The organism is Pseudarthrobacter woesei (assembly GCF_055412745.1).
Map to the genome: position 1 here is coordinate 12,867 of NZ_JBVAYU010000012.1, position 26,210 is coordinate 39,076.

Genomic DNA, 26,210 nt, shown 5'->3' on the forward strand with positions numbered 1-26,210 from the left:
GGAAGCTACTTGACGGGCAGGCCAAGGTACTTTCCTCCGGTGATCTGTTTGACCCGGTCGGACCAGGGCACGAATGAGCCAACATTCTCCGGCGTAACCATGGCGACATCCATCTGGTAGAAGTGCCCGATCGGCTTCTTTTCCATGACTGATGTAACGATCAGCCGGCCCAGGGTTTGGCCCACCTCTACTGGCTTGTAATCCCAGGTGGCATCGATGGTGCCGTTCTTCAGGGCATCGAGTCCGTCCTGACTGGCGTTAAAGCCCGTCACGACAATCTTCTTGGACTTGGCCGCTGCCTTGGCCGCGGCTGCAGCACCGATGGCACTGGGGTCGTTGTACGTGTAGATGGCCGAAAGGGCCGGGTACTGGGTCAGGAAGGCTTCAGCCAAAGGCCGTGCTCCTGCTGCGTCGTCGGTGGGGTTTCCCTTCTGACCAGCGAATGTCAGGCCATCGCGCGTCTCCAGCTGCTGCTTGAACTGGTCCAGCAGGTAGATGTTAGTGGTCACCGGGGCCGCGATGCCGATCGCTCCAACTTCACCGGCCCCATCCGTCTTGTCCGCGATGAACTTGGCGGCCTCCTGCGCCTGCTGCTTCCGCCCGGTCACTACTTCGGCCCGGATCGGGGCCAGCGCCTCGGCGCCGGCGTCCTCCATCAGTGCGTCATGGGCAAACAGCGGGATGCCGGCCTTGTCCGCCCGGCCCAACACGCTCTTAAGCGTCGGAAAGTCCAACGGAAACACCATGATCGCGTCGACCTTCTGCGTGATGAACTGGTCGATATCGCCGATCTGCTTGTCAATGCTCAACTGGCTGTCAGCCGTAATGAGTTTCCCTCCGTGCTGTTCGAGCTCGGCCCGGAGGCCGTCGGCGATGCCCTGAATGGTCGAATTCTGGGCCGTCGGCAGCGTCATTCCCACGGTGAAGACATGCTGTCCGCCGGCGTTTCCGGCGTTCGAAATCCCACCGCAAGCCGACAGCGCGAAGGAGAGAGTCGCAGCAAGAGATGCTACGGCCAGGAATCTTCTGTTACGGAACATGTGGTTCGTCCTTAGTAGGTTGAATCTATGATTTCGGAAACGCCATTTGGGACTCCATGAGCCGAAGTAAAAGGCTAGCTCCATTCAGGAAGGTACTCTGCCGGGCCCCTGGGCGGTTATTGAAGGAGAGCTTCGAGGGAAGCACTGTGACAAAAGATGAATTACGGAGAACACATTCTACGAATAGGCCAATTGCAGCTCTATTTTGAGGAATTTTGCGGAATGGACTCATTACAAGTACATCAGCGGGAGGAGCTCCCAACAAGGGGTTAAAGGTATCTCTTCATCCGGAATTGATAAGCTGGACCTATCAATCAATTTGCCTAGTCCTGAGTCCACGAGCTATCCCGCGATGGACCGCAGCCCGGAATGCTATTGATGACCCCGGACCATGTCGACAGACACTATTTGCGGCTCTATCTGCCGATCGGGAATTCATGTTCCAGAATTTCAAGGAATCGTGGGATCGCGGGTAGATCGTTTCCTACCTTCCACGCGGCCACAAGCGACATGGCGATGGTTGGACTCCTCAGCGGCCGAATCACGGCACCTTCGACCTGTACATGGCTCACGGAATTTGGTACGAGCGCCATTCCCAGGCCGGCGGCGACTAAACTCACCATTACCGAGGTCGCGTCGACCTCCTGATGGACATTTGCCTCGAACCCGGCCTGCTGGTATGCGCCTGAAACGATGGTGAAAGTGGCAGGGTCGGCGCCGGGACTGTATTCAATGAACGACTCGTTGGCCATGTCTGCCAGGTCGATGGACGCTTCGCCTGCCAGCGGGTGGGAGGCGGGTACGAGGAGCGACAAGTAGTCGGTCCTCACCATCCTTTGTTCAAAGTCGTCGGGTACGGGGGGGCGCAGGAACCCAATGTCAATTGCATTGGACCTCAGTGCTTCGATTTGACTTGCTGTTGCCATTTCTCCGCGCAGCACAAGCGAAACCCCGCTCATCTTTTCTCTGACCGCACGGGCGATAAGGGGAAGAAGATCGTATGTCGCCGAGCCGGTGAACCCCAAGGTGAGCCTTCCGGTCTCACCTGTGGATACCCGTGTTACGAGATCCTTTACGGAGTCCACGTTCGTCAGAATCTCAAGTGCGCGCTTTCTGAGTGCTGCCCCGGCGGCCGTCAATTCGACCTTCCGTGTAGTCCTGATGAAGAGCGCTACTTGAAGTTCATGTTCCAGTTGACGGACCTGTTGGCTGAGGGCCGGCTGTGCAATGTGAAGCCTCTCCGCTGCACGGTTGAAGTGCAGTTCCTCGGCCAGGACCAGGAAGTATTTCAGATGCCTGATCTCCATGGATAGTGTCCACTCATTCGAGGTCGTGGATTCGTCCAACAAGCTGGCCCGGCCAGCGAGATGTTGATCGGATCTCTTTCGGGTGCGATCCCGGCCGTTAGAGGGAATCCACTTCACGAATATCCAGGATCTTCGCCCGTGCCATGTGGTGGCACAGTGCCCCTCGAGGACGTCGAAGGGGCACTGTGCAGCGACGTGGCGGGCAGCGTCGCTTAGGCGTGGACGGGGTCCAGGGTGAAGTTGTAGGAGACCTGGTTTCCGGTTCCGGCTGCCTTAGGGCGGGGGGCAAGGATCAGCTCGGGCTTCACCGCTGTGGCGATGTCATCGTCCAGATGTTCGTCGCCCTGAAAGTAGAGCTGCGCGGTGAGCAGCTCGTGGCCATCTGCGGAAACTTTGAGATGCAGGTGGGCCGGACGCCAGGCATGCCAGCCGGCAGCTTCAATCAGCCTGCCGCAGGCGCCGTCAGTCGGAATTTGGTATGGTGCCGGCTGAATGGTGTTGATCTCGAAATTGCCGTTCTCATCGGTGATGATGGTTCCGCGCAGGTTCCATTCCGGCAGTCCGGGTGCATACTGCGAGTAGAACCCGTAGTCATCGGCATGCCAGAGTTCGATCTTGGCGCCGGGCAGTGCGTTGCCGGTGATGTCGGTAACTTGTCCCTGAAAGAGCAACGGGGTTCCGGGTTCGTCCTCGCGCATCGGCAGGGTGCATTCGGCCCCCAGCAGCGGGGAACCGGGTACGTAGTAGGGCCCCTCGATGGATCCCTTGGAACCTTCGCGGTGCTCAGTGGCGACCTCCTCAACCACGTGTTCGACCCAGACGTCCATGAACAGAGGCCATTCGCCGTCTGCACCGACCTGGATCAGCCAGCCCTTCACTGCCTGGTATTCGTCGTAGGTGACCTTTCGCCGGCGGATCACGTCATGGACAGCGGTCAGGACCTCTGTCGCCAGCTGGCTGACCCTTTCCTTGGGCGCTTCAAGGTTTGTCCTGTGGTTCTCGAAATAGCGTTCGGTGGCTTTTTCCCCGGACTCAGCGGCCTTGGCTTCAAATTCGGTGACTTCGTGTGACATTGCTATCTCCTCAAGCTCTCTGTTGTGGTCAGTTCCCCGATTAGGCTTTTAAGGGGGAGTTCCGGGTTATTGGCTCGGGAGCGGTCGATTGTCGCTCCCGTTGACAAGGCTCGTTTGGCGGCCATGAAGTCATGGGGACTGTTCACAGCGTCTGCGGCGATCAGCCGTCCGTCGCGGTAGTAGAGGACGGAGAAATGTTCGGTTTCCGGTTCTCCCCGGACCAGGTAGTCGTCGTATCCGGTGGAAAGCCCGGCGATCTGCAGTTTCAGGTCTCCCTGGTCAGACCAGAACCAAGGAACAGCCGGTGTGGGATGTGGCTCGTTTAGCAGCGACGAGGCTGCTACTTTGGCTTGGTCCACGGCGTTTTGAACGGACTCCAAGCGGACGTTTTCGGCGGGGTATAAGGGGTGGGGCTGGACCGTGCAGTCGCCGGCAGCGACAATGGCGGGGTTGCTGGTGCGGGCGTAGTTGTCGACGATGATTCCGCGGTCGCAATCCAATCCGAGTTTCTCGGCGAGTTCAGTGCGGGGTTCGACGCCAATGCCGACGATGACGAGGTCTGCCGGGACGATCGTGCCGTTGGATAGTTCAACGCCGGTGATCCTCTTGTTCATGCCACGCAGCGCTGTGACACCGGATCCGAGGATGATTTCAATGCCCCGCTTTTGGTGCGCGGCCCTGAAAAAATCTGAGATTGGAGGGGCGGCGACCCTCTGAAGTAGCCGGTCGAAGGTCTCAATGACGGTGACATGGAGACCTCTTTGACGGGCCACCGCGGCGGCCTCCAGCCCGATGAATCCGCCGCCGATGACCACGACGCGGCTGGCTTTGGCCAGCCGGGTGCGCAAGTTCCGGGCGTCAGGGATGTCGCGCAGGTAGCAGATTCCGTCCAAGTCTGTACCCGGCAGGTTCAGTTTGCGAGGCCTGGATCCGGTGGTGAGGGCGAGTCTGGTGAAGGGTAGGGCGCCTTGGTTTGCGGTGGCGGCCACACCGCCTGGCCCTTCCTCGTCCAGAGTGATGTCAGTGATGCGGGTTCCGGTCAGTACCTGGATCCCGTTCTCTGCGTAGAAGTCTTCGGTGCGCAGGGCAAGGTTGTCCTCGTCCATGTCTGCACTCAAGAACGCTTTCGATAGTGGGGGGCGCTGGTACGGCGGTTGGTCTTCCGCGCCAATGAGCGTCACGGGATCGGTGTAGCCCTTCTGCCGGAGAGATACCGCGAGCTGCAGTCCGGCTTCGCCGGCACCGAGGATGAGTATGCCGGCAGTGAGGGTACCCGGGTTGTGATTGGTCATGGATTTCTCACTGTTCTGGAGCGATTTCGATTTCAAGACCGTCGAGTTCGTCGGTCATTCGGATCTGGCAGGAGAGCCGGCTGTTGGGTTTACGTTCGGCGGCTGCGTCGTCGAGCATTTCGTCTTCAAAATCGTCTGCTGGTCCGGTGATCCCGACAAATGCTTCGGCGATGTAGACGTGGCAGGTGGCACAGGACAGCGCCCCGCCGCACTCTGCGACGATGCCCTGCACTCCATGTTTCACTGCGGTTTCCATGACGGACGCTCCGTTTCGGGCATCGACGATGTGTTTTCTTCCGTCCGGGGAACGGAGAATGATCTTGGGCATGTGGTTTCTACCTCTTTGTCCGGGGTGTGCCGGCACCGTCCGTAACGGTGCGGTGCCGGCACACGGTTGCACTAGTGGAACGGATTAGTACAACTCGAAGTATTCGCGGTGTTCCCAGTCCGTCACGCCGTTGACGTACGCGTCGGAGTTGGGGTTCTCGGCGACCCAGGCGCCGTGACGGGACACTTCGCTCCGCTTGATGGTGACGAGGTAGTCGATGAAGGCGTCACCGAATGCCTTGCGGTAGAAAGTATCGGCATCCAAGGCATCGATTGCCTCCGCAAGTGTCGTCGGCAGTTGCGCAACGTCCTGGCTGTAGGGGTCTTCGCTGAGCGGGCCCGGTTCGGTCTTGTTCAGGATTCCGTCCAGACCCGCGGCTGCCTGGGCGGCCATGTAGAGGTACGGGTTGGCTGCGGAATCTCCTACGCGGTTCTCTACGTGCGAGGAGGGATCACCGGGGGCGGAGATCACGCGCATCATGGCGGCACGATTGTCCTGGCCCCAGGTCAGCCGGTCGGGTGCCAGTGAATACGGCCGTCGACGACGGTAACCGTTGATGGTTGGCGTGGTGAATACGGAAGCGGCAATGCCGTGCTCCAAGGTGCCGCCGACGTAGTTTTGGCCAAGAGCGGACAACGGCTCGTCAAGGAACGGCACCATGAGGTTTTCGCCTGTCGCCAGATCGACGACGGAGGTGTGCAGGTGCCACCCGCTGGCGTAGAACCCATCGATGGCCGGCGTGCACATGAAAGAGGCGACGTGGCCGTGGCGCTTGGCGATCTGCTTGACCGTCATTCGGAACAGTACCGCGGCGTCGGCGGCGGCCAGGGCTTCCAGGATATCGAACGTCGTCTCCACCTGGCTGGGTGCCCATTCGTCATCAATGGAACGCAACGGCAAGCCCATGGACACGAGCGCTTTACGAATCGGCCGCAGGATGTGATCGATTTCGTCCAGATGATCGGTGAGCAGGTAGTTGTAGCCTCGGGCGACGGGTGCCACTTTCGGCGGATCAGCCGGTGACCCCGGTGCGCCGAGGGATCCGTTCTGGAGCATATCGTCGACGATCTTGGTCAGGTACCATTCCATTTCGATGCCGGCGATCAGCTGGTAACCGTTGTCGGCCATCTTCTTGAGCGTCTGTTTCAGGATTGAGCGCGGGGCGAAGGGGAACAGTTCGCCGTTGGACATATACAGATCACAAATAACGACCGCGGTTTCTTCAACCCACGGTAGAACATTGAACGTGCCGGGATCCGGAACCATCTTCACGTTCGGGCTTCCACCCAGACCTTCAATCGCGAATCCACCGTCAGCGGAGAACGGATTCATGACGATCGCGTTGGCGGTGTCAAAGAAGAACGGTGCCATGGTGATGTCGATGCCGGACTCCAGCGCGGCCAAGTAGGCGTCCTTGGTCAAGGACTTTCCCCGGAGCAGGCCATGCTGATCCGGCCAGACGAGCCGGACGATCTCGATGCCCTGGGTATCCAGTGCCTGTCGGCTGCGTTCTGCGGCCTCCAGCTGTTCCTCGCTGTAGAGGGAGTATTTGTGGACGAACTTACTGCTACTGGTCATGGCGGTTCCTTAAAAGAGGGCACAGGTGATGAAACGCTGTTGCGTTGCCGGTTGGTCGTGGTGGAGTGCGCTAAAAACTGTTGGAGTCGGTGAGCCAGCCGCCGACGACCCGCTGGGCCTCAGCCCAGGCACTGTCATGCGCTGACTCTGCCTCGGCCATGAGGCCGTCGACATCGACACCGTAGTTCCGTAATTTCATTTCCTCGATGGAAAGTAATCGCCGGACTCCTGCTGGGGAGATTTCCGGATGGAACTGGATAGCCAGTGCGGACCCGACGCGCCAGGCCTGGGGGTATTTGTCCGAAATGGCCAGCAGTTCCGCTTCTGCCGGGGGGATGAAGGTGTCCGTGTGGAAGGAGAAGAACCGGCCTTGAAGCCCGGCCGGTTCTGTACCCATGTACTCCGGGGAGGGCAGGATATTGATGAATCCGCATTCCAGTCCTTGGATGCCGGGGATCGCCCGCCCCCCGAGGGCCTTGGCCAGGATCTGTGAGCCCAGGCAGATGGCCAGCACGGGAACGTGCTCCCGCACCGCGCGCTGCAGGAACTTCTCTTCGTCGATGAGGAACGGATGATCCGTGTCTTCATAGGCGCTCTGCGGGCCGCCCAGGCAGATTACCGCAGCCGTGTTTCCCGGCTCCGGCAGCAACTCGCCGGCAAACGGCCGGACCAGCACCGGTTCCATGCCCTGCTCGCGGATGAGAAGGTTTATCCAGGACAGGTCCGCGCCGTCAAAGTGCGTGATGACGAGGACCTCCCGGCCGAACTTGCTCATGGCTGAGGTCGTGGTTCTAGCCGGGTCTGCCAAGGTCTCCAGTGATCTGTTCCGGCCAGGGCGCGCATCAGGTCGGTGGCGCTGACCCGGTCCAGTGCCAGCCATGAATCGTCCGGTTTGACCCCGTATGGCGTGAAATCCCAGATTCTCATCCGCTTAACCTCGGCTACCACCGGGTGCATGGTTGCGGCTTCGCGTTCCAGACGGCATAGCCTCTGCTGCAACATTATGTTTTCCCGTCGCAGCCGATTCAGTTCGGCGGATTGTTCGTCGTGTACAGTCATTTTCTTCGCCCGGTCTTAGAAGACGAGAGTGAGGTTCTCGTGAATGTGTTCGGAGTCCAGCAGGTTGGCCTGTTTGAGCCGGATCCGCCAGCCGTCGTCATGGGCCGTCAGTACATGCCCGTACCATCCGCTGTAACTCTTGGAGACCCCTGCGCGGAACTCGTTGACGATGAAGTTGGAACGGATGAATCGCAGCCCTTTGGAGGGCTGGTCCAGAACTTCCACGTTGCTGATGAGTCGGCGAGTTCGGGACTGCGGTATTTGGCTGAAGGCAAGTCCCGTGCGGAGCCAGTACACCCGATCGGTGAGCCGGCGGCAATCGTCAAAGGCATGTGAGACTTCAAGGCGGGGGTTACCCCCGCCCGGAGTGATGGGGACCCAGTAAAGGCAATCCGTGCTGAACAGCTCCAGCCAGTCGTTAAACCGGCCTTCGTCGATGAGACGCGCCTCCTGGGCCAGGTAGCCTTCGCCCCGCCGGGCGGTCTCGACTGAGGCCACGGGCCAGTCGGCGTTGAGCACCTCCCTGAAGCTGTCGAGATCAGCGTAAAACGATTCGTCCACATGGTAGGACCAGCTCGAAGTGTCGGAGTAGTCCTTGATTCCCTGGCTCATTTGGCTTCCCCGTTCATCAGGCGCAACCATTCTTCGTAGTAACTGCGCATGTGAATTTCATCGGTCACTGCAGTGGCGATGACACCGCTTTCGTCAATCGTTTGCCAGCCATCCACGTTCAGGCCGCGGTTCATGAGGATCCATTCCTCTTCTGAGACGGCAAGTCCACGCTGGACTTCTTCGAAATTGGCCTGATCATCAGGTTCGCCGAAGGCCGGGAAGTCTTCCTGGGTTCGCATGCGCATCGTGTTGACTTCCTCGGGGACGCCGCCGATCGATGTTGCGTTCCAGGTCAGCTGCGTCCGGTCAACGCCTAACGGTTCGATCACCTGGACCTGGTTGCCGATGAGTAGAAGGTTCGGGAAGATACTCAAATTGATCTGTGCGCCGGCGCTGACGCCCAGAAGCCGGTCGGCGTCCTCTGGGTATTTGCTGCGGATCAGCTCCTCGAACTTTTCCCGCCCGGGCTGGGGACGCTGATTGGCCCAGATGCTACCCGGACCTTCAAAGTTTGGCCGCTGGTCGATCACGCTGTGACCGTTGCCCAGGGAGTAGACCTTCATGGGGCCGTCGTCGGGAGTCTTGCCGAAGTAGGACATGTCTTTGCTGTCGCCCATGCGCGACGCCATCTCCAACAGCGAACGATGGGAAAACGAAGGATGGTAGCCGTCGCCAGCATTGTCGAAGGCAAGCTTCCAGTTGCCGCGGTAGCCCATCCGATGAGCGGCGCTTCGCACGATCACTTCGCCTTCGGGGGCCCGGTCGATCCAGTAGTCCAGCCACGGCCTGGCTTCGCCCAGGTACTCGTCCAGCGACGGTGCCGAGTCGCTAAGCGTGCCAAAGATAAACCCGCGGTATGACTGGACCCTGGTGACCTTGCCGAGTCCGAATTCGGACTTGTCAAAATTCTCACCGTACCCCTGGGGCCAGGGCGCACCGACAAGTTCGCCGGTGTTCTTGAAGGTCCAACCATGGTAAGGACACTGAAAGCTCTTGGCGACGCCTGATTCCTCACGGCACACCGTCGCCGCACGGTGTGCGCAGCGGTTGAAGACGGCGTGCAGGTCTCCTTGACGGTCCCGGGTCACGATAATCGGCCGCAAGCCCAGTTTGGTTGACACAAATGAATTGGGCTCCGGTAGCTGCGATTCATGGGCCAAGTACACCCAGGTATGGCCAAATACCTTGACCATCTCTTCACTAAAAACGCGCTCATCGGTATATAGGGTCCGGTGGACCCGATCCTCGCGGACATAAGCGTCCCACGGTTCGCCTGGTGATACCTCAGCCGTGTGGCGTGAGATTTCGGGGGAAACGACCATCAGAATGCCTCCTCAATGTGATCCAGAAATCTGGTTGGCAGATGGGTTGCACCGAGCGTAAAGCCCCGGTTTTAGGTCCGTCTACAGTCTCGTCCGCGATTTCCCTGAGGAGAATGAGTGGCTGGGGGGTTTCTCCTGCCAGAAGGAGGGTGTAAACCCCGAATCCCCGCCGTTGGATAGGAAGCGGTGTGCTACGGGGCGTCGGTGAACATTTCCCGAGGTTTGGCGAGCTCCATTTCGGCGACATTCACGGCCGCATGCAGGGCCTTGGCGTATTCCGGAATCCTCTTCCGATTGAATCGGATGCTGGGGATGGCCACGGAGATCGCGGCCACCGGATAGCCGGCCGGATCCTTGGCGCAGGCGGCGATGCCCGCTATGCCTTGGGCCGCCTCCTCCATGTTCAATGCGTAGCCGTCCTGACGCACCGTGACCAGATGGCGCTTGAGGGACTGCAGGGTCGTGATCCTGGCTGACCGCCACGGTATAAGACCTTCGGCATGGATGGACTCCAGCTCCGGGCGTCCCAGCTCCGCGAGCAGAGCTTTCCCTCCTGCCGACGAGTAGGCAGGCACCAGATCCCAGACACCAGTTCGTACGCTGAGCGGCTGGGTGCTTTCCAGCCCGTCGACGTAGCTCACCCGGGCACCTTTCAGAACCCACACCTGGATGGTCTCGTTGAGTATCCTGTTGAGCTCTTCTATGGCCGGCCGGAGGACCATGCGCAACTGGCCCGGTGAGTAACTGCCCTCGTGGTGGCCAGCCAGCTCCGGGCCAGCGCGATAACGGCGATCGCGGTCCTGGATGGCGAAACCGTCGTAACAAAGCGCCGCCAACAGGCGGTATGCGGTCGAGGGGACCACCCCCAACAACTCGGCGGCATCCTTCACTGCGAGGGCTCGGCCAGCCCTCAGCGCCAGGATCAGCTGCAGTGCCCTGTGTACGGAATCTAGTGGGGGAGTCTGATCATCATTTCGCATAGGAAAATACTGCCACGATTTATTGTCCTACGGGAAATGCGCTTGTACAGTCAATCTCAACAGACCCCGCGACTGACCTCGGGACTCCGGCTCAGCCAACGAGTGGCCCCGGCCCCGGTCAGCATGTAGCGCCAAGGAAGGCTCCGTCAGTCGCTTGCACGTCTACAAGAGCCGACTCTGCCAGCTCCATCTCCTCAATGCGTGATTCAACGGCATTCCTCACCGAATGCGAAAGGTGGACAAATGCCCAACTCACTATCAGAGCGGAACCGCAGATGGGATCTGCTCAACAAATCGATGCAAGAAGACGGAGTCGACGCCCTCATCTTTTCGGCCAATGACTACCGCGGCCACAAAGGATCGCTGCGGTACGTCGCCGACTACAACCTTCTGCACCGTTCCGGCAACGCAGTCATGTTCAAGGACGAGGAGCCGGTCGTCGTCCTGTCCGGAAACCTCATCGGAGCCCGCAAACCGGCTTCAGGATGGGTCAGCGACTACCGGTGCCCCGGAACCATTGCTAATGGCCTGGTGGATGCCCTGAAGCGTCGAAAGAAGTTCTCCCGAGTCGGCATTATCGGGCTGGGCCAGGTCATGAAGGTCGATGAGTACCTTGCTCTGACCACCTCCTACCCCCATGTGGAATTTATCGACTACTCTGCCCAGTTTGAATTGATCCGGGCCGTCAAAAGCGCTGCGGAAATCCAGGGCGCCGAAGAATCCGCCTACATACTCGACCAGTGCTTCAGCCGGCTGCTGGAAATTGCCCGTCCCGGAACAACCGAACGGGAAATCGGCGCTGAGATGTACAAAGTGGGACACCAGCTCGGCGGCGAAGACCCGCTGTTTCTAACTATGTATACAGAGACCGACGGTGACAAGGCCAATGCCACGTTCGGCCCGCCACGGGACCGCGTACTGAACGCCCACGACGTCCACACCTTTTCCTTTGAAATCGTCGGCCCAAAGGGCTACTGGACCGAGCTGTCCCGGATGGTCACCTTTGCCCCGCCCGCGGATGACACAGAACGAATGGCCCGGGCCGTAACCAAGGGCCTGGCCGCAGCCTCCCGGGAAATGAAACCGGGCGCCTCCCCCTCACATGTCCAGCGTTCCGTGCTGGATGCGATTGAATCCGAAGGTGCCAGCTCCTCCTACTGGTCAGGGCATTCACTCGGCCTCGACGTGCTGGAACATCCGTGGATCGGCCTGGACGTCGTTGAAGACGGCACCCAGTCCGATGACACCATGATTCGGGCCGGCTACGTGTTGGCCGTTCACCCAATGGTGCGGGACGACGCCGCGCAGGCCACGGGCTACATGGCCGATTCCTTTGTTATCGACGATTCCGGGAGCCGCAAACTCTCAGAGCACCCGACAGGCTTGTATCGAATTTCGAAAGGTGAAGTAAATGTCAACGAATACTGAGAACACCATCGACGCGATCACCGCGTCCGTTCTCCAGCGCCGGGTAGACGCGATCGCCAAGGAAATGGCGACCATGCTCATGCGCTCCTCCCGATCACCGATCTTCAACGAAATCGGCGACCTGGTGACCGTGGTCTTCGACAAAGACGGAAACACCCTGGCCCAAGCCGAGTTCGCGGCCATCATCGCCTTCGGTGCCCATCCGGCACTTGAATACATCATCAACTACTACGGAGACGACATCCATGAAGGCGATGTCATCATCCACAACGATGTCTACCATGGTGGCAATCAAAACGCGGACACCGGCATCTTCATGCCGACTTTCTCCCACGGACAGCTGGTCGGATGGACTGCGGCCAAGGGCCACATGGCCGATATCGGGGGGATGACGGCCGGCGGCTACGACCCTAACGCCCGGGACATCTGGCAGGAGGCCCTGCGCATCCCCCCAGTGAAGGTGGCGGAGAAAGGCGTCTTCCGCAAGGACGTCTGGGACTTCATTTCGGCCAACATCCGCTTCGACTTCGTCATGGAAGACGTCAAATCCATGATCGGCTGCTGCACCATCGGCGGCCGACGGCTGGTCGAACTGATCGAAAGATACACGCTGCCGGTGTACGAAAACCACATGAACTACATCCTCGAGAGTTCCGCCCGCCAGGTGCGGGCCGAGGTAAGCCGTTGGGTGGACGGGCACTATTACGGTGAAAGCTGGATGGTATCCGACGGCTTCGACACCACCAAGCGCTACAAGGTTGCCTGCAACATCGAGATCAAGGGCGACGAAATAACGTTTGACTTCTCCGACAGCGACGATCAGGCACCCGGAATCACCAATATGCCCCCGGCCTCGGCCAAAGGCGCCGTGCGCATCGCGTTTCTGATGCTCTTGGCCAGCGGGGACATCAACATCCCCACCAACCAGGGGCTCTTCGAACCCATCAAAACGGTCTTCCGGGAAGGCTCGATACTGAATCCGCGTTTCCCAGCGGCCACAGTCTTCGGCAACCAGATGGCCGACGAAGTCGTTGAGTGCATCATGACGGCGCTAGCCGGCATTCTCCCGGATCGCGTTTCAGCCGGATGGAACAAGTACATGTGCACGTCTACTAATGGCGTGGACCCCCGCACAAACGAGGAATTCGGTACGCTCACCGTATTTCAGCGGACCGGCCCCGGCGGCGTCCAGGGCACCGACGGCTGGGACGCACTAGGTTTCACAGGCACTGCGGGGCAGATGCGAGCCCCTGACCCGGAGATGTTTGAACTGACCTCCCCGCACTTTCTGGAGTACCACGAATATCTGCCAGATTCAGCCGGCGCCGGCGAATTCCGTGGCGGCATGGGGACACGTTCCGCGTGGATCAGCTACGGGGAGAACCAGCACGGCGTGACCCTCGGTGACAACGTCCGCTCCGAGGGGGCGGTTCCGGCGCGAGGTCTCTTCGGCGGCAAGGACTCCGGACTCAACGACATGACCGTCACCTTCCCCGACGGCACTTCCCATATGTGGGGGTCCAAAGAAATCATCGCACTACCCTCGGGAACCCGCATCGAGTCGCTTCTCGGAGGTGGCGCCGGATACGGCGACCCATTCAACCGGCCGGCCGAGAAAGTCCTGGCTGAAGTCCGGGACGGCATCGTGTCCCCAGAGAAGGCCCGCTCGGAATACGGCGTTGTTCTCACCGCCGACGGGACCGCCGTCGACACCGCACAGACCACAGCGCTCCGCGCAGAAGCTTAGTTGGAAGGTCAAATACCATGAGCATCAGAATCGGCATCGACGTCGGCGGCACCTTCACCGACTTTCTCGTCATCTACCCGGAAGGCCAACGGCGCATCCACAAGACCAGTTCGGTCCCTTCTGACCCGCCGCTGGCGGTATATAACGGACTGCAGGAGATCGCCGCGCTGGACAAGAAGTCCATCGAGGATTTCCTGGCCGGCGTAGAGCTAATTGTGCACGGCACGACCGTAACCACGAATGCCCTGCTCACCCGCCGAGGACCGAAGACTGCACTGCTGGGCACTCAAGGATTCCGAGACGTTCTGCCGATGCGTCACGGCACCCGCGAGGAACCCTACGACAATCGCCTGGAGCAGCCGGATCCGTTGGTGCCCCGCCACCTGCGCTTCCCGGTCGGGGGCCGTTTCGACTACAAGGGCGACGAAGTGACACCCCTATCCGAGCGGGATGTGCGGGAAGCCGTTGAAGTCATGCGAGAGCAGGACGTCCAGTCCGTGGCCATCTCCTTCATGCATTCGCACGCCGCCACGGCTCATGAGGACCGCGCGGCGGAGATCGTGGCGGACCTCATGCCCGATGCCTACATCACTAAGTCCTCCGAACTCCTGGGTCAGGCCCGCTACTATGAGCGCACGAGCACAGCTGTACTGAACTCCTACGCCGGACCCATCATCAGCGGCTATTTGACCAAGCTGCTGGAATTGCTCTCTGGGGTCAGGTTCGACGGAATTCTGTTAATGATGCAGTCCAACGGCGGAGTCGCCACCCCGGACCAGCTGGCCAAACGAGCCGCGCTGTCACTGTTGTCGGGCCCGGCCTCCGGACCCACAGCAGGGTTGCTCGTAACCGCCACCCACGGCTGGGATTCCTGCATCACCGTGGACATGGGCGGCACGAGCTTCGACGCCGCCGTCGTCAAGGACAACAAGCCCCTGGTCATGACCGACGGTGAGATTGATCGCTGGTCCCTGGCCCTGCCGGCAGTGGACATCCACACGATCGGCGCCGGCGGCGGATCCATCGCGACGGTGGACGAAGGCGGCTTGCTGCGGGTCGGCCCACAGAGCGCAGGGGCAGTGCCTGGACCTGCCTGCTACCGCCGCGGGGGAGTGCACGCCACGACCACCGACGCCGACGTGGTCCTGGGATACATCGATCCGGAAACTTTCATGAACGGCCAGATCGGTCTGGACCGGGAGGCCTCCATCCGGGCCATCAAGACCGACGTTGCCGATCCGTTGGGCCTCAGCGTTGAGGAAGCTGCGGCAGGGATCTATGAGATCGTCAACGTCACCATGGCAACGGGTGTCCGGGACATCACCGTCCGCCGCGGCCTGGATCCAAGAGATTTCCCGATCGTCGTTGCAGGAGGCGCCGGTCCGGTGCATGCAGCAGCCATCGCCCGGGAACTGGAAATACCTGTGCTGATCACCCCGCGCGATTCCTCGATTTTCTGCGCCGCCGGCATGCTGGTTTGCGACTTCAAACATGACTACGTCCAAAGCGCCAACCAGCGGCTGCACACCCTCAGCGGCGAGAGCTTGGTCAGCGTATGGAAAGGGATGGCGGAAGAGGGCCGAAACACGCTGCTGGCCGAAGGCGTCGCTGAAACCGAGATCTCCTTTGTCCCGTCTCTTGACCTGCGGTACAAGGGCCAGTGGTATGAACTGAACGTTGAGGTAAACGCCTCAAATTTGGAGGCCCCCGACTTCGCGGACTTCGCCAGAGCCTTCCACAACGAACACGAGGTGCTCTTCGGGTACAACAACCTGGAGATGCCGATCGATTTGCTTCACATCCGGCTTTCAGCAATCGGCCACACGCCCAAGGACCGGGTGACCCTGTCCGGCACCATCTCCGCCGATGCCGTCCGGGAGCCAAAGCGCCGCAACATTTGGTCTCCCAAGCAGCACCGCATGGTGGAAGTGGACGTGCACCAGGGTGGGCCGATGGGCCCGGGAGAAGAAGTGGAAGGCCCGGCCATTATCGAATTGGGCACGACCACGATTGTGGTCCTCGACGAATACAACACGGTTGTCGACAAGAACGGCTCATTTGTCATGTACCTTCGGGACCAGAAGGAAACTCTTAAGGCACGATTGAGTCTCATCTGACTCCTACGTCGGGGCGTTCAGCCCTCAGCCAACGGCGCCAGCCCTGCTCCGACATGGCTGGCGCCACCGCTCCGGTCCGGGGGCACACCTCGACGTAGATGAACCCCCTCGACAGTCCGGTTTTCGACAAAAGCGATGCCCGGCGATGCCCCATGCCCCGGCCACCTCCGGCGACCCTTGAGGTCCAGCAAGAATCCAGACGCGATCTGCTGACTTCCCGGAGGAATACGGATGACAGACCCGTGCTAAGACCAGCATCAATCAGCCAGGAAATTGTATTCAAAGGAGAAACGCAATGACTTCTGAATTATCCCCTCAGACCCCATCCCCGAGCCTCAGGCAAAAGATGGAGGACAATGTACTGAATCCTGTCGCAGAGAACCTTCGCGTGGGTGGATGGTCCCTTCTTTCCAACACGGCCGGGGTCGGAACGACCCTCGCCATGCTGATTATTGGTGGGACCGCCAGCTATATCGTGGGCGTGCAGTGGACGATTGCGATGGCTGCGGTGTCGGCCATCTTTGGTGCCCTGGTCGGTACATTCACGGCCCGGGTCAGCCAGAGCACGGGAATGTCATCGACCGTCACGATGCGCTTCCACGGTTTGGGGGCTACCGGATCCGCCCTTGCATCACTAATCTTCGCCTTCATGATTCTGGGATTTCTTGCTTTAGAGAATGTCCTTCTCTACTACGGCACGCTCTTCATGCTGGGCTGGTCGCCGAACCTCGGCAATGCCGTTCTGATCTACGGAGCCCTGACTCTGCTCTGGATCCTCCTGACGATGTTCGGCATGAAAGTAGTGCAGAAGACATCGTTCTTCCTGACGATTATCGCCGGCGCGCTCATGCTGTGGGTTGGATTCCTCGCCTTTCAACAGTCGGACCTTTCCGTGGCAAGCGTGCTTAGCGCTCAGCCGTCTTCAATCGGCCCCGTTCAAATTATGGGAGTCCTGAGCAGCATGATTGGTATGGCAGGTGCGCTGGCTCTAGTGGGTGCCGATTTCGCCCGCTACGCCAAATCCCCGAAGGATGTCCGGATTATGGCCATCGGCGGCAACATCATTGTCAACTTCGGTGTGGTTTCACTGGGCGCGCTGCTTTACCAGGCCGGCGACACGGTGGTTGCCCGGTTCTTGACGGACCCGGCGAATTCCGATGTTGCCACAGCCCAGCTGGGCGGTTCAATCTTTGAGAAAGTCCAATACCTGGCCCACTCAAACCCGGGCGCCTACTTCATCATCCTTGGTGGGATCGTAGGGTTCCTGGTCATGTACGCCGCACAGATCAAGGCCCAGGTCATCAATACCTATTCCGGATCCCTCGCGCTGTCCAACCTTTTTGATGCCGTTCTGCGGAGGAAGCCCAACCGCATTCTTATGGTGGTCCTGGCCAACGTGATTGCACTTGTTTCGGTCTGGGCCAACATCCTTGGCGTGCTTCTACAGTTCCTCGGCGTCCTCGGAATTCTTACCTTCTCGCTTGCCTCACTCGTAATCGCAGACTTCTACATCGTACGAAGGCGCCAGGCCGTCCAGACTGCGCTCGTCGAGCGATTCAACTGGTCGGGACTCATCGCCCTGGTCGTCGGGTCGGGTACCTCGTATCTCTTGACCGCCACTGGAATCTTCCCCTTGGGTTTCCTCGTCACCCTCGTGCTCACTCCGCTGCTGTACGTAGTCCTTCGACGGACCATACTCCCGGAGGGAGCAGGAACCGACTTCATCGAGGGGACAGCAGCTCTTAAGGAAATTGAAGACACGGCGGACTTCGAAGAACAGAACGAAGAAGTCGCAACCTACTGATTCCTCCCGCAGTCAGGAGGACCAGTCTGCAGCTTCACCTGGGATCACGCCGGTCCTCCTGAAGGGCAGGCCTGTTTCTGCGACTCACTCATCGGGAGCTACCACCATGGGAGGCTGCCGACTCTGAGCGGACCCCGGACCGCCGGGGTCCGCTCAGAGATACCGCCGCACCCGGACTTCGGGGGCCCTGCCGGCTGCGGATCAGTTTCTGCGAGCCGGCGGCAGGATCGTCTTCAGCGCCGATGATGCCGACTTCGAGACAGACAGCAAGCGTTGTGGCCAGGCCGAAACCTGGGATATCCACTCCACGCCAAACTAGTGACCACGGCGCGGATCACCACTTTGAGATCAAAGGATTTGCGATGCAGGTACTGCCCGATTATCTTGTCGTTGCCGTTCACACTCGAACGGAATTGGACGACGCCCTGAATAGAGCAGTGGAACTACTAAGGCCCGCAGCCATGACCGAACAGGTCGGTATTTCGGTAACGCGGATTGCCCCTGGCCAGTACGAGGCACGCGTAAACAGTGAAGTTCCACCAGGCACATCAACCCAGAACTGGGGCTTGTCTAATAGAGGCCCAAAGTCGCGGTGGCAACGGTGAGGGGCCGAGCAGTTCACATCCGACGCTCCACCGGGTCATGTGCTCCTAATGCACAACAGTTGTTGTCATAGTGTCAGGGAAACATGGATCCAAGGATTCGCTCACGCGATGCGAAGTTGAAATGTTCCTGTCCCTGGACCCTGGACCCTGGCCACCGCATCGCGGTCCGCGACCACGAAACCGGCGAATTCTGGCGAGGATCGGTTGGCTTGAACTTCCCCGAACAGGGATTTCTGTGGGCTATTTCGGATCTCGGCGAGCGGAAGCTGCTCGACATCAGCGTGCACACAATTTGGCGATCCTACAGGCCTCGAGTGTGCGCAGGCACAGAGTGAACGGGCCCTGGAACGGAAACCGGATCCGCCCCGCTGGATAGCTCTTCGCCGCCGCCCAGGCCACTGACACCGTTCACGGCAGAGCCATCCGACCCCCGTTCAGCGCTGAGGCCGAGGGCGCATCGGGTGTCCTTGGTGACCGTGCGAATGGGAGGTTCGTGGCAGTGCATGGGCCCCAGCGCCAGAGTCTCCCTCCGAGCCTCCGGGGTCTTAGTTTTCGAGTTTCCGGAACTGAATGGTGCAGGAGGCTACGACGACGTCCGCCGCCGACTTCGGAATCATCCGCCAGACGAAGACGTCGCAGAAATGCGGAACGACGAAGCGCCGCTGCGGCACGGCTGCGTGCCCCTCTTCGATTCACTGACCAAATCCCAGCTCAGCATCCGCTGCAAAGGAACCCGCCGTGAAAATTGAACGCATTGAGGCCATCCCCTATTCGATCCCCTACGCGCGGCCGCTGAAATTCGCCAGCGGTGAGGTTACTTCGGCGGAACACGTGCTGGTTCGGATCTACACGGACACCGGCATCTGTGGGGTCGCGGACACTCCGCCGCGGCCCTACACCTACGGCGAAACGCAGGATTCGATTATCTCGGTGGTGACCAAGGTCTTTGCCCCGCAACTCATCGGGCTGGACCCGCTGGACCGCTCCAAGGTCCAGCAGCTGCTCCGGCGCACGGTCAACAACCCCACGGCCAAGGGAGCCCTGGACATTGCGCTGTGGGACATTATCGGCATCTCGCTGGGCACGCCGGTGCACAAACTGCTGGGTGGCTTCACCGACAGCATGCGGGTCTCACACATGCTGGGCTTCAAGCCCGCCCCGGAGCTCCTCGAGGAAGCGCTGCGGTTCCGTGAAACGTACGGGATCAATACCTTCAAGCTCAAGACCGGGCGGCGGCCGCTCTCCCTCGACGTCGAGGCCTGCCATGTCCTGCGGGAGGGCCTCGGTGCCGACACCGAAATCTACCTCGACGCCAACCGGGGCTGGACGGCGAACGAGGCCATGGAGGTCTTGCGCCGGACCGAAGGCCTGGGCCTGTCCATGCTGGAGGAGCCGTGCGATGCCGGGGAGGCGATGGGCCGGCGTCGGCTGGTGCAGAGCTCGAGCATCCCGATCGTGGGTGACGAAAGCGTCCCCACGCTCGGCGATGTCTCCCGGGAATTGCTCTCCGGCGGCAGCACCGCGATCTGCATCAAGACCGCGCGCAGCGGTTTTACCGAAGCCCAGCAGATCCTCGGGCTCTGCGAGGGCCTCGGCGTGGACGTCACCATGGGCAACCAGATCGACACCCAGGTCGGCAGCCTCGCCACGGTCACCTTTGGCGCGGCCTTCGCGGCGAGCTCCCGTCGGGCCGGGGAGCTCTCCAACTACCTGGACATGACGGATGATCTGCTCGCCGAGCCGCTCACGATCAACGACGGCGCCATCCGGGTCCGCGAGGTCCCCGGCGTCGGCGCGGCCATCGACGCCGGCAAGCTGCAAAAGTACCGGCAGGACTAGGCCAGTCCTGCCCTGCCCCTACGTTAAGGAGAACCACATGCTGTACCTGGTCCGCATGGACGTCAACCTTCCGCTGGACATGCCTAAAGAACGCGCCGACGCCATCAAGGCGGAGGAACGGGAGTATTCCCAGCAGCTCCAGCGCGACGGACGCTGGGCTCATTTATGGCGGGTCGTGGGCGAGTACTCCAACTACTCGGTGTTCGACGTCGCGGACAACGACGAGTTGCACACCCTGCTCTCCGGACTGCCGCTCTTCCCCTATATGGGCATCAAGGTCACGCCGCTCGCCAAGCACCCCTCCGCCGTCGATTAGCTTTCCATTGCTGCTATTACGTGCTCGGCTTCCGTCTCCTGTCCGTCAGCTGACCCCAGCACACAAGCGTCGCCACTCTGACTGCAACTGCCCTCCATTGCGTGCTCCACAGGGCCGCAACCAACCTTAGGCACGCCGTCAATGAGCCGGGGCGATCTCCTCCTGGCCGTGGCCTTGGGGATGGCTGTGCACACGCGTCGAAAAGACGGGCGGCGGGCTTCCTGACTGTCCGGCGACCTGGCAAGGTCACTGGGACCCATGCGGGCATCGGAAGTTCATCCCTCTGAAGGGGGATGAACCCCATGCCGCCCGGACGAGTGATTCCCCGGCCGAACCGTCAAATCTAGACTTCTCAAAGGCCTTGTGATCTGCAGCACTTCGACGATCGAGGCACCGCCCCAACGTGAGGAATCAGTCCCATGCACGAAGTTTCCATTATCGGAGCCGGACATAGCGGCACTCTGCTGGCCGTCGGGCTGACCAAGGCTGGCTACAAGGTGCGTCTCTACAGCGATAAGGACGCCGAGGGCATCCGGGACAATACATCCCCCACCGGTACCGCGGCCATCTTTGCCGATTCCTTGGCGGTGGAGCGACGTCTCGGTGCAAAGGACTATGGGTTCGAAGCGAATTCGATCGATGGCATCCACGTCTTCTTCAGTCCAAAGATCGGCCAGGAACTCATCGACTTCGGCTCTCCCCTGGGGACAGAGACCGCAGGGGCTGCGGTGGATGTCCGGCTACGTTCGTATGACCGCATGGTCCAGCTGGAGTCGCTGGGGGCCGAGCTCCACATCGGCCCCGTGGACATTGAGGGCCTGGATCGGATAGCCGCCCGTTCGGATCTAACCGTGGTGGCCACCGGCAAAGGCGGCCTGTCCGGGCTCTTTCCCCGGGATCCTGTGCGGAGCGTCTTCACGTCACCGCAACGCAAACTCGCGATGATCCTGGTCCGTGGCATTCCCACTGATGGCTCAGCCTTCTCCAACAGGATTCCCGGCCACACCCCGGTCTGCTTCAACCTCTTCGGCGACGCAGGAGAGATCTTTTGGGTGCCATTCCTACACAAGAGCGGGGAAAGGGTCTGGTGCCTCGTCTTTGAGGCCCGGCCAGGCGGGCCTTTTGACCGGTGGGACGAGGTCAAGGACCTGGCTGGAGCATTTGCCACTGCAAAGTCGCTGGTTAAGAAATACGCCCCCTGGGACTGGGCCGCGATGCAGCATATGGAACCAATGGGGGAGGATTCATTTAGCTGGCTGAAAGGTGCCTTTCCTCCCTCCATACGTGCAGGTTCGGGAGCTACCCCCGGCGGACATGCCGTGATGAGCCTGGGTGACAGCACTGTCAGCTATGACCCGATCTGCGGCCAAGGGGCCGGCAGCGGGGTGCGACAGGCCAGCCACATCTACGATTCAGTCCTTGCCCGCCAAGGCGCTCAGCTGGACCGCGGATGGATGGAAGAAACGCAGGAAGCGTTTTATCGCAGCCATATCGACCCGACCTACCGGTTCACCAATACCTTTCTCGAGCCGCCAGCCGCCACAGTGCGGATCCTCACAGCAGCCTTCGCCGACCAAGAGGTGGCCAGCCAGCTCCTGAAGTCCTTCAACCGCCCGGCGGATGCCTTCCCCATGCTGACTGATTCCACTTCAGGCAATGACTGGATCCGCCAGCTCACCGGAAAGTCAGGGGGGTCGATCGTTGGGAGGGGCAAGTTGAAGGCCATTGCTGCAATGGCGCGCAGCACCTTCACGGGGCAGAATTTCCCGCGAGCTCTAGCGAGCGATCCCATCCAGGATCGGGCAGTAACGCCCACCTAGTCCAGCGGTACAAATCAGGCGATTCACCCAACTGAAACTGACCGCGCGCGGGCCGAACAGCAGGAGAACAGTGTGCAGAATCATAATGAGCGGGATGCCGCCGAATCCGCGGGCAGGCTGATTACCGCGGGACTGTCATCCTTCTGCGACGCCATTACACAAGCGAAATCACAGCAGGAAATTCAGGACGTTTGTATGTCGGTGCTGCCCGAGATGATCGAGGCGAAATCCTACGGCATCTACTTCTTCGAGAATCCCGGCTCCGGCTCCCGACTGGCCAGCGCTGCCGGCGTCAGTGACAGGTTCCTCAAGATCTACGAGGCGGTGGGGAGAAGCCTGGATCCGGTCCTGGACGCAGCACTCACCCGCCGCCGTCCAGTCCACAGCAGGGACCTGATGTCGGAGGAGGAGTGGGCCAAATCGCCGTTCTTCAGCGATGTGCTGGCAGTGCATGACATGCAGGTCCTGCTGGAGGCGCCTATTCTCTACCGCGGCCAGGTGGTTGGAACGCTCAACTTCTCTGACCGGGATCCGGGCAAGCTGGGATCCCCGCTGGACTACGCCATGCTCGGGACCATCGGTAATCTGGTCGGCCTAGCAGTGGGAAGCATGGCCGAGCGGGACGGGCTGCTCAGTGAACGGGACCTCCTACTAGAGGCCTTCGAGGCTTCCGGACAGGCTACTGTGCTCAGCGATACGGGCACCGGCGGGCGCCGCATGAATGCGGCCGCCCAACGGATTCTGGCCGTTTTAGAACCGGACAAGCCGGAAGTGTTTTTTGAGGAGCTAATGGCTGCAGCCCGCACCCGGGACGGGCTCTGCCAGCTCTACCGCTGCCAAGTGTCCGTCGGAGGTGAGATGCGCCAACTGACGCTGCGGAATCTCCCTGGCGCCTCCAACGCCAAGGACATACTCGTCAGCATCCTGCAGCTGAACCGGCCAGCATCCGGGCGGCTACCGGACCATCTGAGCCGGCTCCTGTCCAAACGTGAGGCTGAGGTGGCGGGAGAGGCCGCGTTGGGGCTGGCGGACGAGGAGATTGCCCGGAAGCTGTTCCTGAGCCCCTACACGGTCAAACAACATCTCAAATCGACGTACCGGAAGGTCGGCGTGCATTCCCGGGTGGAGCTCACCCGTGAGGCATTGACTTTCGATCAAGACCAGCCCGAGGCCTGATTCGCCAGGCCCCCAAAGAATACGGAGTACATCATGACCCACCGTGGAAAGAAAGTAGTTGTCACCGGAGGTGCCACCATTATCGGTGCTGCGGTAGCCCTGAACTTCGTGGAGGCCGGAGCGCAGGTTGCGATCTGGGATATCGATTCACTCAACGGATTGGCGGTTGCCAAAAGTCTTGGCGCCGCAGCCAGCTTCACGCAGGTGGACATCACAGACGACGACGACGTCTCTGCAGCCGCTGCGGCCTTCGCCGGCGCCGATGGCTGTATCGACACACTGGTGAATCTGGCCTGCAGTTACTTGGACAACGGGGTTAAGACGGCCCGCGCTGACTGGCTCAGCGCTCTGAACGTCAACCTGGTGAGCGCCGCCTGCCTGGCGGAAGCGCTTTTGCCCTACCTCGTCGGCCGGGCCGGTGGTTCCATCATCAACTTCACTTCCGTCTCGGCGAAGGTGGCTCAGCCGGGCCGCTGGGTATACCCCGCCAGCAAGGCCGCCATGGTGCAGCTAACCCGCAGTATGGCCATGGACCTGGCCCCGCAGCGAATCCGGGTCAATTCTGTCTCCCCGGGATGGACGTGGTCCTCGGTCATGGACGCAATGACCAGAGGAGACCGGGCCAAGACAGACTTGATCGCCGCCCCTCTGCAGCTGATCGGGCGCACGGCCGATCCGGAGGAGGTGGCCGCCGTCGTGTCATTCCTTGCCTCAGCGGCGGCGTCCTGTGTCACCGGTGCGGACTTCGCGGCGGACGGGGGCTACTCGGCGATGGGGCCCGAGCGCTCCGAGGAGCTGATGGCACAGCTTGCCCAATGATCAACCCCAATCACAAGAGGAGACCTCGCATGACAACCATGTTGCTTCAGGACCGCCCGGACTTTGACCCGGTTGACCTTCGCCGTTCCCTCGGCAGATTCGCCACCGGCGTCACTGTCATCACCACCCGAGGTGCGGATGGCACGAGAATAGGGATGACCGCCAACTCATTCACGTCCGTTTCTATGGATCCGCCGCTGCTGCTGTTTTGCGTGGCAAACAACGCCCCCAGCTTGGAGCACTTCAAGGCTTCAGGGGTATTTGCGATCCATGTGCTCAGCTCCGAACAGCGGCACCTGTCCAGCCAGTTCGCGCGGCCGGCAACGGACAAGTTCGCGGGTCTGGAGGTCGCCGAGGATGATGACGGAGTGCCGGCAATCAAGGGCGTGCTCGTTCGTTTCGCGTGCCGGACTGTCTCCAGCTACGTGGAGGGCGACCACACGATCTTCGTTGGCCGGGTAAATGCGCACACCCGCGGGGACGGGGATCCCTTGGTGTTCTTCTCCGGGGAATACAAGACCACGGGGGACCATCCAGAAAAACCCGCTCTCCGAGGGTCAACCCAGTCTTAGCGGCGTGTACGTGGCGCACTCGTCTTCGATTGCCCACGCCAATGCGCGTTCAAGCGGATCGAGGGAGTGTCCGAATGATGATGCCCAACCTCGCCCGGGTGACCGCATCGCGAGCTTGATGACCAATTCAGGTCTAACCGTTGGAACAACTCCAGACTTGAAGTCGTATGCGATAAACAACTCTCCTCGGGCCAGCGGCCCAGGCCGAAAGACGAGAACCCACGCCACCGCCACCGTTTCGGGCGCACCGCCGTTGTACTCATCGAATATCAGAGCGACTTCACATCCGAGGGTGGCGGACTGCATGACGCCGTCCGACACGTCATGGAAATAATGGACATGCTCGCCAACACGGCTCGCGTGGTAGAGGCGGCCCGCGCAGCCGGGGTCACGGTAATGCACGCGCCAATCATGTTCTCCGAAGGCTACAACGAGCTCGGCAAGCACCCGTACGGAATCCTCAAGGGGGTCGTGGACGGTGGCGTGTTCGTCAAGGGAACCTGGGGTGCCTTTCGATGCAAAAGTCTTGCTTCGGACTCGTTCGGGAATGCCCCCGTCCCGATTCGTGAGGATTTAGTGGTTGCAGCGCCGCCGGGGTTCCGTTGTTTTCATGTGGCTTTTTTATCGCGGTTAGCGTCTGAAGAGGCGCTGCCCGGTCACGCAACGGTCCGCCGATCGGATCATGAATGGTTTGAAGGGAGGTGACGTTGTGATGGAGAGTTTAGAGGCTGAGCATGCCGGGCGGCGGGCCCGGGAGCTCGGCAACGGGCGCGGGCAGGACCCGGCTGCAGCCACGGTTGAACGTCTCCAGCAGGATCAAGTTTTTCAGGGCAAAGAAGCGCCGCACCCTGTCAATGCGGGGTGCGGCAGTTTGGGGGAGGCCCTTAGGGGGGAATTGGGGTGTGGACAGTGTCCACACTTTGGGTCTCGGACTGGGCCGTACCGGTACCGGACTGTGCCGGTTTCCGTATGTTTCGGCGGGAGTCCAGTGTTTGCAAGGGCTGGAACCCGGTTCGAGTCCCACCTCGGGCACGTGTTTTCCCTGATCAGGGGCTTGTGGGCCTCTGAGTGTGCACAAACTGTTCACTTCTGGGCCCCTGCGGGGGCGGTTTTTGTTGGTTGGCTGCCTCATTTCGTGTTTGGTTAGCGTTGTCGCTCGTTATCTGTTCATGGCGGGGAGGACCGCTCACTGCATGACCTGACGCTGGCAGGGGCAGCGGTGCTGCCTTGGCTGGTTTGCATTCTTGATGTCACGACTGTTCATGGCGACGTTCCCAGATAAGTGCAAGACTGTGCGTCTTGTTGACTGGTTCTGTGCGGCGCGGGGTGCGGAACCTGGCTGATCTGATCAGCACGTACACTTGGCGCCGCGATAT

21 protein-coding genes and 1 pseudogene are annotated in these 26,210 nt (G+C 60.6%); 11 read left to right on the top strand and 11 right to left on the bottom strand.

Going from position 1 to position 26,210, the window contains the following annotated elements; all coding sequences use genetic code 11:
* Positions 1 to 5 precede the first annotated feature (5 nt).
* From ACZYZE_RS15435 to ACZYZE_RS15480, 10 genes are all read right to left on the bottom strand, one after another.
* Positions 6 to 1,040 carry a sugar ABC transporter substrate-binding protein gene (locus tag ACZYZE_RS15435; RefSeq protein WP_463908638.1) on the bottom strand — a complete coding sequence of 345 codons (1,035 nt, stop codon included), beginning with the start codon at positions 1,038 to 1,040 and terminating at the stop codon, positions 6 to 8.
* A gap of 416 nt (positions 1,041 to 1,456) precedes the next feature.
* Positions 1,457 to 2,347 carry a LysR family transcriptional regulator gene (locus ACZYZE_RS15440; protein ID WP_463908640.1) on the bottom strand — a complete coding sequence of 297 codons (891 nt, stop codon included), beginning with the start codon at positions 2,345 to 2,347 and terminating at the stop codon, positions 1,457 to 1,459.
* Positions 2,348 to 2,559: 212 nt separating this feature from the next.
* A complete protein-coding gene (catA, locus tag ACZYZE_RS15445) occupies positions 2,560 to 3,420 on the bottom strand; it encodes a catechol 1,2-dioxygenase (protein WP_463908642.1) in 861 nt (286 codons plus the stop codon).
* Between the two features lie 2 nt (positions 3,421 to 3,422).
* Complete coding sequence (locus ACZYZE_RS15450; protein WP_463908643.1) at positions 3,423 to 4,712, bottom strand: NAD(P)/FAD-dependent oxidoreductase; 1,290 nt, start codon at positions 4,710 to 4,712, stop codon at positions 3,423 to 3,425.
* 7 nt (positions 4,713 to 4,719) lie between these two features.
* Complete coding sequence (locus ACZYZE_RS15455; RefSeq protein WP_463908645.1) at positions 4,720 to 5,040, bottom strand: 2Fe-2S iron-sulfur cluster-binding protein; 321 nt, start codon at positions 5,038 to 5,040, stop codon at positions 4,720 to 4,722.
* 84 nt (positions 5,041 to 5,124) lie between these two features.
* Complete coding sequence (locus ACZYZE_RS15460; protein WP_463908647.1) at positions 5,125 to 6,618, bottom strand: glutamine synthetase family protein; 1,494 nt, start codon at positions 6,616 to 6,618, stop codon at positions 5,125 to 5,127.
* Positions 6,619 to 6,688: 70 nt separating this feature from the next.
* Positions 6,689 to 7,393: a type 1 glutamine amidotransferase gene (locus ACZYZE_RS15465; protein WP_463908649.1), complete on the bottom strand. Its 705-nt coding sequence runs from the start codon at positions 7,391 to 7,393 to the stop codon at positions 6,689 to 6,691.
* A gap of 299 nt (positions 7,394 to 7,692) precedes the next feature.
* Positions 7,693 to 8,289 (bottom strand): aromatic-ring-hydroxylating dioxygenase subunit beta, encoded by a 597-nt coding sequence (locus ACZYZE_RS15470; protein ID WP_463908651.1) that lies wholly within the window; start codon positions 8,287 to 8,289, stop codon positions 7,693 to 7,695.
* Entirely contained in the window at positions 8,286 to 9,611 is a 1,326-nt protein-coding gene (locus tag ACZYZE_RS15475; RefSeq protein ID WP_463908653.1) for an aromatic ring-hydroxylating oxygenase subunit alpha, read from the bottom strand. Before ACZYZE_RS15475 ends, ACZYZE_RS15470 begins: the two co-directional genes overlap by 4 nt.
* A gap of 191 nt (positions 9,612 to 9,802) precedes the next feature.
* Positions 9,803 to 10,591 (bottom strand): IclR family transcriptional regulator, encoded by a 789-nt coding sequence (locus ACZYZE_RS15480; RefSeq protein ID WP_463908655.1) that lies wholly within the window; start codon positions 10,589 to 10,591, stop codon positions 9,803 to 9,805.
* Positions 10,592 to 10,834: 243 nt separating this feature from the next.
* Here ACZYZE_RS15480 and ACZYZE_RS15485 point away from each other — a divergent pair, with 243 nt between their 5' ends.
* The 4 genes from ACZYZE_RS15485 (at position 10,835) to ACZYZE_RS15500 (ending at position 17,687) form a co-directional block, all read left to right on the top strand.
* Positions 10,835 to 12,019, top strand: coding sequence for a M24 family metallopeptidase (locus ACZYZE_RS15485; RefSeq protein WP_463908657.1), 1,185 nt, complete (start codon positions 10,835 to 10,837; stop codon positions 12,017 to 12,019).
* Positions 12,003 to 13,766 (top strand): hydantoinase B/oxoprolinase family protein, encoded by a 1,764-nt coding sequence (locus ACZYZE_RS15490; protein ID WP_463908659.1) that lies wholly within the window; start codon positions 12,003 to 12,005, stop codon positions 13,764 to 13,766. Before ACZYZE_RS15485 ends, ACZYZE_RS15490 begins: the two co-directional genes overlap by 17 nt.
* A 17-nt stretch (positions 13,767 to 13,783) precedes the next feature.
* Positions 13,784 to 15,883 carry a hydantoinase/oxoprolinase family protein gene (locus tag ACZYZE_RS15495; RefSeq protein WP_463908661.1) on the top strand — a complete coding sequence of 700 codons (2,100 nt, stop codon included), beginning with the start codon at positions 13,784 to 13,786 and terminating at the stop codon, positions 15,881 to 15,883.
* 295 nt (positions 15,884 to 16,178) lie between these two features.
* Positions 16,179 to 17,687, top strand: coding sequence for a purine-cytosine permease family protein (locus tag ACZYZE_RS15500; RefSeq protein ID WP_463908663.1), 1,509 nt, complete (start codon positions 16,179 to 16,181; stop codon positions 17,685 to 17,687).
* Positions 17,688 to 18,837: 1,150 nt separating this feature from the next.
* On the opposite strand, the gene ACZYZE_RS15505 is transcribed toward ACZYZE_RS15500, so the two are convergent.
* Complete coding sequence (locus tag ACZYZE_RS15505; protein ID WP_463908665.1) at positions 18,838 to 18,963, bottom strand: hypothetical protein; 126 nt, start codon at positions 18,961 to 18,963, stop codon at positions 18,838 to 18,840.
* Positions 18,964 to 19,030: 67 nt separating this feature from the next.
* Between ACZYZE_RS15505 and ACZYZE_RS15510 the strand changes: the two genes are divergently transcribed.
* From ACZYZE_RS15510 to ACZYZE_RS15540, 7 genes and pseudogenes are all read left to right on the top strand, one after another.
* Entirely contained in the window at positions 19,031 to 20,131 is a 1,101-nt protein-coding gene (locus ACZYZE_RS15510; RefSeq protein ID WP_463908667.1) for a mandelate racemase/muconate lactonizing enzyme family protein, read from the top strand.
* Between the two features lie 37 nt (positions 20,132 to 20,168).
* Positions 20,169 to 20,447, top strand: a complete 279-nt coding sequence (gene catC, locus ACZYZE_RS15515; protein WP_463908669.1) for a muconolactone Delta-isomerase — start codon at positions 20,169 to 20,171, stop codon at positions 20,445 to 20,447.
* A 419-nt stretch (positions 20,448 to 20,866) separates the two neighbouring features.
* A complete protein-coding gene (locus ACZYZE_RS15520; RefSeq protein ID WP_463908671.1) occupies positions 20,867 to 22,267 on the top strand; it encodes a styrene monooxygenase/indole monooxygenase family protein in 1,401 nt (466 codons plus the stop codon).
* A gap of 72 nt (positions 22,268 to 22,339) precedes the next feature.
* Positions 22,340 to 23,443 (top strand): LuxR C-terminal-related transcriptional regulator, encoded by a 1,104-nt coding sequence (locus ACZYZE_RS15525; protein WP_463908673.1) that lies wholly within the window; start codon positions 22,340 to 22,342, stop codon positions 23,441 to 23,443.
* A gap of 33 nt (positions 23,444 to 23,476) precedes the next feature.
* Positions 23,477 to 24,262 carry an SDR family oxidoreductase gene (locus ACZYZE_RS15530; protein ID WP_463908675.1) on the top strand — a complete coding sequence of 262 codons (786 nt, stop codon included), beginning with the start codon at positions 23,477 to 23,479 and terminating at the stop codon, positions 24,260 to 24,262.
* 29 nt (positions 24,263 to 24,291) lie between these two features.
* On the top strand, positions 24,292 to 24,834 hold the full coding sequence (locus ACZYZE_RS15535; protein WP_463908677.1) for a flavin reductase family protein: 543 nt from the start codon (positions 24,292 to 24,294) through the stop codon (positions 24,832 to 24,834).
* Between the two features lie 258 nt (positions 24,835 to 25,092).
* Positions 25,093 to 25,539 (top strand): annotated as a pseudogene (locus tag ACZYZE_RS15540) (isochorismatase family protein); the annotation flags it as partial.
* Between the last annotated feature and the right edge of the window lie 671 nt (positions 25,540 to 26,210).

What these genes read in the sequence shown, in the direction of transcription:
- ACZYZE_RS15440 (WP_463908640.1), bottom strand. Translation starts at nt 2,347, where the DNA reads ATGGAGATCAGGCATCTGAAATACTTCCTGGTCCTGGCCGAGGAACTG.
- catA (WP_463908642.1), bottom strand. Translation starts at nt 3,420, where the DNA reads ATGTCACACGAAGTCACCGAATTTGAAGCCAAGGCCGCTGAGTCCGGG.
- ACZYZE_RS15470 (WP_463908651.1), bottom strand. Translation starts at nt 8,289, where the DNA reads ATGAGCCAGGGAATCAAGGACTACTCCGACACTTCGAGCTGGTCCTAC.
- ACZYZE_RS15500 (WP_463908663.1), top strand. Translation starts at nt 16,179, where the DNA reads ATGACTTCTGAATTATCCCCTCAGACCCCATCCCCGAGCCTCAGGCAA.
- ACZYZE_RS15435 (WP_463908638.1), bottom strand. Translation starts at nt 1,040, where the DNA reads ATGTTCCGTAACAGAAGATTCCTGGCCGTAGCATCTCTTGCTGCGACT.
- ACZYZE_RS15455 (WP_463908645.1), bottom strand. Translation starts at nt 5,040, where the DNA reads ATGCCCAAGATCATTCTCCGTTCCCCGGACGGAAGAAAACACATCGTC.
- ACZYZE_RS15495 (WP_463908661.1), top strand. Translation starts at nt 13,784, where the DNA reads ATGAGCATCAGAATCGGCATCGACGTCGGCGGCACCTTCACCGACTTT.
- ACZYZE_RS15490 (WP_463908659.1), top strand. Translation starts at nt 12,003, where the DNA reads ATGTCAACGAATACTGAGAACACCATCGACGCGATCACCGCGTCCGTT.
- ACZYZE_RS15460 (WP_463908647.1), bottom strand. Translation starts at nt 6,618, where the DNA reads ATGACCAGTAGCAGTAAGTTCGTCCACAAATACTCCCTCTACAGCGAG.
- catC (WP_463908669.1), top strand. Translation starts at nt 20,169, where the DNA reads ATGCTGTACCTGGTCCGCATGGACGTCAACCTTCCGCTGGACATGCCT.
- ACZYZE_RS15530 (WP_463908675.1), top strand. Translation starts at nt 23,477, where the DNA reads ATGACCCACCGTGGAAAGAAAGTAGTTGTCACCGGAGGTGCCACCATT.
- ACZYZE_RS15520 (WP_463908671.1), top strand. Translation starts at nt 20,867, where the DNA reads ATGCACGAAGTTTCCATTATCGGAGCCGGACATAGCGGCACTCTGCTG.
- ACZYZE_RS15465 (WP_463908649.1), bottom strand. Translation starts at nt 7,393, where the DNA reads ATGAGCAAGTTCGGCCGGGAGGTCCTCGTCATCACGCACTTTGACGGC.
- ACZYZE_RS15485 (WP_463908657.1), top strand. Translation starts at nt 10,835, where the DNA reads ATGCCCAACTCACTATCAGAGCGGAACCGCAGATGGGATCTGCTCAAC.
- ACZYZE_RS15480 (WP_463908655.1), bottom strand. Translation starts at nt 10,591, where the DNA reads ATGCGAAATGATGATCAGACTCCCCCACTAGATTCCGTACACAGGGCA.
- ACZYZE_RS15450 (WP_463908643.1), bottom strand. Translation starts at nt 4,712, where the DNA reads ATGACCAATCACAACCCGGGTACCCTCACTGCCGGCATACTCATCCTC.
- ACZYZE_RS15535 (WP_463908677.1), top strand. Translation starts at nt 24,292, where the DNA reads ATGACAACCATGTTGCTTCAGGACCGCCCGGACTTTGACCCGGTTGAC.
- ACZYZE_RS15475 (WP_463908653.1), bottom strand. Translation starts at nt 9,611, where the DNA reads ATGGTCGTTTCCCCCGAAATCTCACGCCACACGGCTGAGGTATCACCA.